This is a genomic window from Lichenibacterium minor, from assembly GCF_004137685.1.
GTDB lineage: Bacteria > Pseudomonadota > Alphaproteobacteria > Rhizobiales > Beijerinckiaceae > Lichenihabitans > Lichenihabitans minor.
On the sequence record NZ_QYBB01000084.1, the window covers coordinates 1 to 8,971 of the forward strand.

Consider the following 8,971-nt stretch of genomic DNA (forward strand, 5'->3'; position numbering starts at 1 on the left):
TCGGCGCGCCGATCACGTCGAGGAAGGCGTGGACTTCGGACCAGGTGTAGCGCTGCGAGAACCGTCCGCACATGATCAGGCCTGCCCTCGTCGGTCGCACGCCCTATGTCAGGGACGGGAGAGGCACCAGAGCAGGCGGGGCCATGGCGATCAAGTTCGTGGACATCGAGCCCGGGGACGAGGGCAAGTCGAAGCGGTCGGAGAAGGCCAACGCGCCTGCTGTGGGCGGCGAGCCTCGCGGCATGTGGCCCACTAGTCAACCAGCAGGAGCTCCGACGACCGACCTGTGGGCGTCGATGGACGACCTCACATGGACTTGCGCATGCGCTTCACAGAGTGCTTCACGTGCCGCGAGCTGACCGTGGAGTCGCCGGCGTTGGACGAAGGCCCGACGCCGCCAGCCTGGGAGTTGTGAGCCGTGGCGGCGATGGCTGAGCCCGACACGAGGGCGAGCGGTGAGACGCATAGGACGACGGTGGCGAGTTTGAGAAGGCGCATGGATGTGTTCCTCTGTTCGATGTCAGAGAGAGGACTGATTGCCGATTGCGGAAGTTGCATTGATCCGTGAAGGACTGCTTTTGAGGGCGGCGATCACGTTGCGCTGAACATGCCCGCGACATGCAGGGAAGGTAACAATCGACAGGGAACGCCTGTCTCACACCAGCCAATCGGAGCTATATCGACCCCATATTGAGACTCCGAAAGACGATCGATGCCGCCAGTACGTGAGCCAAGCTCGACGTCCACGCTGGGGCCGTCCGGCGCGAGGCAGAAGGCGCGTAGGCTGACCCGTTCGACGACGCCATGCTGGCGGCCTTGCTCGCGGCGCTCGGGTCGGCATGGCAAGGAGCACTGTTCATGCTATCGGCGACCTGCCATTGCCTAAATCGTCAGATGTGAAACCGACGGTATCGATCGAGAGACGCTGGACCATGACGACGGCCAAGCCACATCGAGTCACCATCATGGTCGTCGAGGACGAGGCCGCGCTGTCCAGCATGGCGTGCGAGATGGTCGAAGAGTGCAAGCTGGAGCCCTTCGCCTGCGACCCTGGCGACGTCGCCTACGGCTATCTCAAAACCCATGCTGACCAAATAGCGGCGCTGTTCGTCGACATCGGCGTGCGGGACACGATCGACGGCTTTGCTCTCGCCATCACCACGAACGCCGACTGTCCTCGGATCAGGATCTGCGTGACGTCCGGGCAGACCAAGACGCGACCGGCGGGTCTACTGGCGAGCGTCAAACTTGTGCCAAAACCGTGGCGTGCTCTGGAAGTCCTCGACTTCGTGTTGCCGGACTGATCGGAGCTTCGGCCGTCGACGTCGTTTTCAAGGCTCATTCTGTCTTTTGCTTAGGACCGTACCTGTAACGCATGATAGCGTGACCGATTGGGCGAACACCGTCCGATCGGGAGAAGACCTTGACCGACGCATTGCTGCGCAAGCTGGGAAGCTTCTGTCCCTTCAACCCGAAAGATGCGGCTCTCCTCGCTGGCATCACGGTGGACCACCACACTGTGGGGGCGCACGAAGACATCATCCGCGAGGGCGAGGTGCCGCGCGACGTCCACCTCATCACCTCGGGCTTCGCCATCCGCTATAAGAACCTGGCGGACGGCACCCGGCAGATCTTTGCTTACTTGCTACCCGGCGACTTCTGCGACCTGCACGTCTTCATTCTCGACAAGATGGACCACGGCATCGCAACCCTATCGCCCTGCAGCGTGGTGGACATCCCGCGCGACACGATTCTGCGGCTGACTGAGCGACCCGCCATCGCCCGCGCCCTGTGGTGGGCGACGCTGGTCGACGAGAGCACACTGCGCGAAGCCCTCGTGAACATAGGCCGCCGCCGCGCCGAGGAGCGCGTCGGCCATTTCCTGTGCGAGCTGCTGGTGCGGCTGGAGGTCGTCGGGCTCGTGTCGGACAACCGCTTCGAGTTGCCCCTCACCCAGGCCGAACTTGCCGACACGATGGGGCTCTCCACGGTCCACATCAACCGGGTGCTGCAGTTCCTGCGCGGCCAGAAGTTCATCACCTTCGACCGCAAAAGCCTCGCCGTGCTCGATGTCGACGGCCTGAAGCGGTTCAGTGGCTTCGACCCCAACTACCTCCACCTCGCCCCTTATCGGACCAAGCCGGTAATGACGCCAAGCTGACTTGGACCGACAGGTCTGCTCGTCAACCCGCGATCAGCTGTCTCGCACCACGGTGACGAGCCTCGGTCGGCCGCGAGTTCCTCGCGAAGGTCGGCTCGGGAGAGGAAGCGTCCGCACGCGCCTTCTCCAAACGCCTTATCCGCTCCATTCGCAAGTTGATGGGGCTTCCGCGACAATTCGATGGATTGGCAGAGCAGGCATGATGTCACGCCAACGATGGGACTATCCCATGTGAATGAAATAAGTTCAAAACTGGCGTAGCGTCATGACATCGTCAGCTTAGTGTTCGGACGATGACGATGACGATTGGGGGTTGAGCGCGCCTCCCTGATGAAGAGTGAGTACTATGCCTCGATTTCACTTCAATATCCTTGATGGAGCTAATAGCCCGGACCGAGATGGCAGCGACGTGGTCGACTTCGACGATGCGCGTCGACAGGCGATACATATGGCAGGCGTCATACTCCAAGATCAGGGCCTCGGGCATTCGCCAATCTCACCTCTCCGCGTCGATGTCGCCGACGTTAATGGAAATATCTTGCTCTCCGTCCAGGTGGCACTAACATACCGAAGCAGACCCGAGGGAGGCTTTGGCCGCAATCTCATATCGAGCCTGACGTGAGAGGGCCGACCAGGGCCTAAGCCATACACCTGCTCGAAGTCAGACAGTCTGTTGACCTTCCACAATAATTTTCGCCCTATTGTTTCAAGGCGTGCGCAACTTCGTCATAGGCACTCTTGCATGCCGATGTAAGCTCAGATCGTTTTCCTGCTAAACAGGAAATTGCCTGGTTTTCACTTGAAACAGAGTCGGGGCATAACCTTTCCGCATCGACTGTACAAACGGCGATCGCTTTTTGGCGGAGTGCAGGACTGATGTCTTGCTCATCAGCGCGGCAGGTTATGCTGAAGGCGAGCATCGTGACGATGCCAAGGAGGGCGGCGAAGCGCATAGCTGAATTTCCTTTGTGTTGACGAAACGCCCGTCAGGCGTTGTGAATTCGGAGAGGCTTGCCGATCGCTGGATCGATTCGCTTCGGCGCTGCCCTCGGTTGCCTCTTCTCTAGACAGCCATGACAGCGCAGGCCAGAGGACAGCGAGGAGCATCATATTCCCCAGAACAATGCCGACATAGACAAAGTCGAGCAGTCCGGCGTCGGCGATCATAGGGATGCCAGCACGGCTGGAGCATTGGCCTGCACCGGCGCGGAAGTGGCTGATAGCTGGTCCAGTTCGATGACAACGCCGGCAAGCGCCATTCGTGCTGCGACTTCATGCCGAGGATCTGATGCCACACAGACGAGCCAAGCCGCATCCCATGCAGGCCCGATCGAGGGAAGCTTCGAACATCCGAAGCGATCGGTGAGATCGTCAAGGAAGGTAAGCGTCATTCCTGCGTGGAAGACGTGATTGTCCATGGCCGATCCTCAATCGACGGGAGATCCTTGTCAGGACCGAGACTGTCCGTGTCACCTCCACACCAATCGCGCTTGACCAATATGGCCTGCGGTAGCGCAAGGTCTTTATAATTAGTTAATATCTAAGCAGAAACGCAGATGGTGGTTTAATAACATAGGTTACTCAAGAGGTGCTTGAACCTTCGCGCAGAGGCTGTTAAACCGTAGGGCTTCACCAACCGTGTCGCCTGCGGAATCCGTCCGACCACGGGTCTCTGCGGCGAATGGATGAGAAGGGTCGCTTCCGCCCTGACCTTCCCTAGACCCCTTACGAACGTGGGATTTTGGCCGTGATGGCACGCGCGATCTCTTCGGGGCTCCCGATGACATCGATGGGGCCGTCGTAGGAGATGGCGTTCTCCGGCATGCCTAGGGTCGGCGATCCGCTCGGCTGGATTACCATCGTCAGGCCGCCGGCGTGGTGTATGGCGGCGAGCCCCCGCGACCCGTCGTCCAGAAAGCCGGGTAGGATCACGCCGATGCTGCGGGCGCCCGCATGTTCCGCCAAGGACATGAGCCGGAGGTCGACCGTGCGATTGCGGTATCGGCGATCCGGATCCTCGACCAGTAGCCCAAAGTTTTTGGAAGCCAGCGTCAGGTGCTCAGCCGGCTCGCCGATGTAGGCTCGCCCGGCCTCGAAGTGCTCGTCTTGGATGGCGACGAGGACCGGCATCTGAGACGAACGAGACAACACTTCTCGGAGATGGCTCACCCTGTCCCACGGGCGATGCAGGACGACCATCACGACCGCGTTCAGTGACGCTGGCAATTCTCGCAGGAGCGCCCCGATATCGCTGAGACCGAGGGGGCCCGAAGCTCCGATCGCGACGAACCAGGATGTGGTTGCGGCACTCATGACCGACGTCGCTCCGCTTCAACCGACGCGATAAACACCATCAAGGTGGAGATAGTTCGGGTTGAAGCTCGTATATTTCATCAGGCGGTCAAGATCGTTGATGACGACGGCCCTGTTTTTGATTGTGATCATCCCCATATCGCGTAGCGTCTGCACGCATCGGTTCACATGGACATAGGACAGGCCGGCGGTGTCGCCGATGTCGGCTTGTGTCAGGGGCAGTTCGAAGCCACTGACCTCCGCGAGGCCCACGGTCTGCAGTCGCGTGAAGAGTTCGCACAGGAGGTGGGCGATCCGCTGGAGGGCATGCCGTTGGCCGATGTTGAGGAGCCACTCCCTCAACGTGCCTTCATCGACGAGGGTCACCCACCAGAAGGCGCGGGCGATCCCCGGCCGGTCCGTTAGGTCCAGGATGCGTTGGCGCGGGATATCGACGACAGTGCAGGGCGACAGCGTGGCGATGCTGTGGTCCATGGCGTTCAGGATACAGACGTGCAGGTCGCAGAAGTCGCCGGGCAGGAGGTAGCCCACGATCTGCCGCCCCCCGGTTGGCAGCAGCTTGTAGCGGCAGGCGAAGCCCTTGAGGATGAGGCGGACGTTGTCGGAGGTCTGGCCTTCGCGGATTAGGTCCGATCGTGCTGGCACCAGGCGACTCGGAATGACGATCTCGTCCAGTAGCTTGCGATCGTCGCTGGATAGGGGAGCGAACCGTTCCAGCTTGCGGATGAGCAGGTTTTCCATGGCGTCCTCAGAGAACGACGCCCCGAGCCACCGACCGGTGAGATCTCCGCGAGAGCCAAGCTGCCGTTCACAGCGGCATCAAGGACTGTCGTATATTAGGGCCCGAGGGACAATGCGTTTTTGACTGTTGGTTGAAGAATTACCGCCAAGCCCGACCCTGGCTTGTCTCACACATACGGTCCCTCGAACAGGTCCCCACACGCCCGCCGGGCCCGCACCGTGACGGCCCGGCGCTTACGGTGCTCCGGCGCGTCGTGGAGGAAGTGGCACCGCTGGCACAGCGCCGCGAGGTTGTCGGCCGCGTTGCTCTGCGAGTCGTGGTCGAGGTGGCACGTCGACAGGAACACCCGCGTCCGGGGCATCGGCAGGATGGTGGAGTGCGGCGGTCGCAGGCGTCGGTGCCGCTTGCCTTGCCCGCAGCGCCAGGTGCCGGCGTCCTTGTCCCACCACAGGCCGTCGCCGAGGTGTAGGACCTCGCGCCCGTGCGGCCGGCCGCAGCCCTCGCATCGACCCTTGGCGCGGGAGGTGGCGGCTCCGGCTCGGCCGACTTATTAAACGCTCGGCTTCGGGATGATCGGCGTTGCAAGGCTCTCGAAAGACGGCTTGGCGAGCAGGTATCCCTGGATCAGGCGCACCCCGAGATCCTGAAGCACGCGTAACTCATCGGCCGTCTCGACGCCTTCGCAGATCGGCGTAATTGCCAGCTCCTCAAGGAGCCGCAGCGAGTGGCGCAGGATGGAGCGCCTGACCGGGCTAGCGTCGATACCGCGGACCAGGTCCATGTCGATTTTGACGATGTCCGGCTGGAATTGTGCCAAGAGCTGGAGCCCAGCGTAGCCGGCGCCGAAGTCGTCAATGGCGGTTTTAAAACCGATGGCCTTGTAGGTTTTCAGAATGTTCAGGAGGTGGACCGTGTCGAGCTTCTCGACCTCGGTGAACTCGAAGATCATGCGGTCGAGCGGGAACCCGGTCCGCCTCGCTGCATCGAGGGTCAAGCGGATGCAGGCACGGGGCTCATAGACCGCGCTAGGAATGAAGTTGATCGAGAGATACGCTCCATCGTCCGGCAGGCCGAGCTTGGCCGCGAGCTCGATCGCCTTCACGCGGCATTGCTGGTCAAAGGCATAGCGGTTCGCGTTGTCGACGGCTGATAGTACCGTGTAGGCACCTTCGCCGTTAATGCCCCGCGCGAGGGCCTCATGGGCGAACGTCGTGCCTGAGACGACATCGACGATAGGCTGAAACGCCATGGAGAACGGCAGAGGGAAGCCAATCCCATCGTGGCAACCCTGACATCCGATCGACATGGGCGTGTGTCCAAAATGAGCGCATCCAAAATCTACGCTCCAACAGGCCTATCATATGTTACTGACAAAATTTCCTGCGGTGGATTGTCCTTGACCTAGCGTCAGGCACCCGCCCTCCCGCCCCAGCGCCGCCCTGATCCGTCCCAGGTCGCACGCCACCGGATCCTCGTCATTGAGGCACAGCCGCTCCATCCGCCACTGCTCGGGGACAGTGGCCCGCAGCAGGTGTGACATTCTTGACGTCAGTTTATCGAATGTGATTGTACACCGACGCCGCTAGGCACAACCATGGCTCACACTGGAGAGCCGTGCGATGCAACCCACTCGACCGACTCCGCTTCGCCCGGCGAACAGAGAGGACAACCAACAGGCGTTCTGGGTTGAGATAGCCCGTATCGCAATACGAGGTGCAGATCACCCGACGAGCCTGACTGAGGATGAGATCAGGCGCATCTGCCAGATGGCGATAGTCGCGATGCCGAAGCGAGTTGTCATGGCCGGATGTGGCCTGGCGGAGCGATACAAGGTGCCGCGGTAGGCCTTACGTCAGCTTGGAGTTCGCTCCAGCGCCGCCCTGACCCGCTCCACCTTGCACACCATCGGCGCATCATCGTCGAGGCACAGCCGGTCCAGCGGCCACCGCTCCGCCCCGGCCGCCCGGATCAGCGCGGCGTGGCGGCGTATTGCGGGGCCCGGCCCGCGGCGGTAGCGTCGACTACCCCGACGCGATCGGGATAGCTCGGACTTACGCCCATGCGCCTCGCCCTCGCTGCCGTCGCTCTCGTGGTCGCCGTGGGCCCGGGGTGGGCAGAGGATGCCGCCCTTGGTGCCGACCTCGACTGGAAGGAACGGTTTGCCTGCGTCGATCGATTGTCGGCCACCAATCTCGGGCGCGGCTCGATGGTGATGGCGAGCGACATCGCCGACCGCTGCCTTGCCGAGTTTTTGGCGAAGCACAATTCGGCCTACCACGTGGCGGACGTGAAGCGGGCGCAAGCCCAGGCTCCAGACGGAGTTCTCATCGATCTGATGAACACGGTGCCTGGGATCACTGATATAGGAACAGGCGGCTTCTTAACCCTTCGAGCTGACGAAAACCTCGATTGTCGTTCTATCGAACCAGGAGGCAGTCAGATGGTCTGTAACAAGCCTATCGATCAAGCCTGGATCGATGAAGGCTGGCCTTCATGGCAAAAGGAGTTTGGCGGTACGCGCGCCGAATACGATCAATCGCAACTCGGCTTTCTGCTCAAGAGCCAGGAGAGGCGTCGAAAACTGCTTGATCTTGCCGCTCATCAACGCTGACGCTTCCCTGTGCCATAGCGCTCGCCTTCAACCCCGCCCGGCTCGCCCCCGCGAAGGTAGCGAAGGCGCCCAGATCCGTCCCGTCTGCGCCGCGCACCCGGTAGCGCCCGCGCTCGAACCGGATCGTGTGGGACAGCACCTTGTCGCCTGAGAAATGAACCGGGCTGAACGCAAGCTCGTCGCCGGCCAGCGCCTCAAAGATCTCATGCCCCCTGTAGGCGTGAATTTCGTCAAAGCCACAAATCGAGTAGGTCTTGCCGTGAGCGCCCGCGCTGTCCTTCGCCGGCAGGATCGCCAGCGTCCCACGGCCGTCCCGGCGGACGATCTCCTTGTCGAGCACCCGAACTTCCGCAGCCAAGTCGGGATTGGCGGCGATGAGGAGCTTGGCCAACTTCAGATCGTCCGCAGCCTGACCTTCGTCGTTCGCCAGCGTGAAACAGTCGTTTCCCGCCGGGCTGTGCCAGGCGATGAAGCGATAGAGCGTCGCGAGAATGAGGTCCGAGGTCTTGAAGTTCTTCTTCCCCCGACCCGTCAGGGCGAAGTTGTAGCGCGGCCGGTCGCCGTCGAAGTCGTAGAGCACGGCGGACAGGATCTCACGGCGGTAGGGCTCGATGGTGTCGAGTAGCGGACGGCCGTCGATCCAACGGAGCAAGCCGAAGAATGCCAGGGGGTGCGGACTGTCGCGGAAGGTCAATGACCCGCCTCCCGGCTCGCCGCGGCGGCGCGCTCCGCGATCGTCAGGGCCCTCCGGGGCGCCCGCTTGACCCCCAAGCTGGTGCCGACGCGTGACAGGGTGCCGGTCAGGGCGCGATAGAGTTCGAGGTCGACGTCCTCCCCCTTAGAAAGCTTCCCTTCCATTTGCTCCAACTCGACCTCCAGCGTCGCCACGCGGCGGCAGAGGGAACGCTGGAGTTCGGACAGGCCATCGGGTGTCCCAAGATCCTCCTCGTGGAGCTGCACGAGATCGCGGAAGCGCCTCGCCCACGGGCCTTCGTGGGCCCCGTCAACGAAAAGCTTGGTCCCGTTCGTCACCGCAGAGCGCAGCCGGGGCGGTCGCGCCTCGCCTAGGGCGCGCTTGGCCTTCCGAAGAGGGACGATCTTGGAGCAGTCGGACAACGCGCAGAACCGTAGCGTGAGAGCTAAA

13 protein-coding genes are annotated in these 8,971 nt (G+C 62.0%); 4 read left to right on the forward strand and 9 right to left on the reverse strand.

The genetic code is table 11. The features are described 5' to 3' along the window. Positions 1–306: 306 nt before the first annotated feature. Positions 307–498 carry a hypothetical protein gene (locus D3273_RS26420; protein ID WP_129229945.1) on the reverse strand — a complete coding sequence of 64 codons (192 nt, stop codon included), beginning with the start codon at positions 496–498 and terminating at the stop codon, positions 307–309. A gap of 434 nt (positions 499–932) precedes the next feature. Here D3273_RS26420 and D3273_RS26425 point away from each other — a divergent pair, with 434 nt between their 5' ends. The 3 genes from D3273_RS26425 (at position 933) to D3273_RS30085 (ending at position 2,783) form a co-directional block, all read left to right on the forward strand. Next, the gene (locus D3273_RS26425) at positions 933–1,304 is read left to right on the forward strand and encodes a response regulator (protein ID WP_129229946.1); all 372 of its coding nucleotides are present in this window, start codon (positions 933–935) and stop codon (positions 1,302–1,304) included. Positions 1,305–1,423: 119 nt separating this feature from the next. Next, positions 1,424–2,161: a Crp/Fnr family transcriptional regulator gene (locus D3273_RS26430; protein WP_129229947.1), complete on the forward strand. Its 738-nt coding sequence runs from the start codon at positions 1,424–1,426 to the stop codon at positions 2,159–2,161. Between the two features lie 346 nt (positions 2,162–2,507). Next, positions 2,508–2,783 (forward strand): DUF6894 family protein, encoded by a 276-nt coding sequence (locus tag D3273_RS30085; protein ID WP_428977811.1) that lies wholly within the window; start codon positions 2,508–2,510, stop codon positions 2,781–2,783. A 76-nt stretch (positions 2,784–2,859) separates the two neighbouring features. Here D3273_RS30085 and D3273_RS26435 read toward each other — a convergent pair whose 3' ends face one another. The 6 genes from D3273_RS26435 to D3273_RS26460 form a co-directional block, all read right to left on the reverse strand. Continuing rightward, positions 2,860–3,114 carry a hypothetical protein gene (locus D3273_RS26435; protein ID WP_129229948.1) on the reverse strand — a complete coding sequence of 85 codons (255 nt, stop codon included), beginning with the start codon at positions 3,112–3,114 and terminating at the stop codon, positions 2,860–2,862. A gap of 210 nt (positions 3,115–3,324) precedes the next feature. Continuing rightward, positions 3,325–3,579 (reverse strand): hypothetical protein, encoded by a 255-nt coding sequence (locus D3273_RS26440; protein ID WP_129229949.1) that lies wholly within the window; start codon positions 3,577–3,579, stop codon positions 3,325–3,327. Positions 3,580–3,886: 307 nt separating this feature from the next. Then, complete coding sequence (locus D3273_RS26445) at positions 3,887–4,474, reverse strand: chemotaxis protein CheB (RefSeq protein WP_129229950.1); 588 nt, start codon at positions 4,472–4,474, stop codon at positions 3,887–3,889. Between the two features lie 18 nt (positions 4,475–4,492). Continuing rightward, positions 4,493–5,215, reverse strand: coding sequence for a Crp/Fnr family transcriptional regulator (locus tag D3273_RS26450; RefSeq protein WP_129229951.1), 723 nt, complete (start codon positions 5,213–5,215; stop codon positions 4,493–4,495). Between the two features lie 167 nt (positions 5,216–5,382). Beyond that, complete coding sequence (locus D3273_RS26455) at positions 5,383–5,562, reverse strand: hypothetical protein (protein WP_207210916.1); 180 nt, start codon at positions 5,560–5,562, stop codon at positions 5,383–5,385. Positions 5,563–5,766: 204 nt separating this feature from the next. Continuing rightward, positions 5,767–6,522: an EAL domain-containing protein gene (locus D3273_RS26460; protein WP_129229953.1), complete on the reverse strand. Its 756-nt coding sequence runs from the start codon at positions 6,520–6,522 to the stop codon at positions 5,767–5,769. Positions 6,523–7,275: 753 nt separating this feature from the next. Here D3273_RS26460 and D3273_RS26465 point away from each other — a divergent pair. Then, complete coding sequence (locus tag D3273_RS26465; protein ID WP_129229954.1) at positions 7,276–7,827, forward strand: hypothetical protein; 552 nt, start codon at positions 7,276–7,278, stop codon at positions 7,825–7,827. On the opposite strand, the gene D3273_RS26470 is transcribed toward D3273_RS26465, so the two are convergent. Both D3273_RS26470 and D3273_RS28935 read right to left on the reverse strand, forming a co-directional pair. After that, entirely contained in the window at positions 7,772–8,521 is a 750-nt protein-coding gene (locus tag D3273_RS26470; protein ID WP_129229955.1) for a hypothetical protein, read from the reverse strand. The genes D3273_RS26465 and D3273_RS26470 overlap by 56 nt on opposite strands. Further along, positions 8,518–8,971: hypothetical protein (locus D3273_RS28935; RefSeq protein ID WP_207210917.1), on the reverse strand; the 454-nt coding region annotated here is incomplete at its 5' end. The genes D3273_RS26470 and D3273_RS28935, both read right to left, overlap by 4 nt.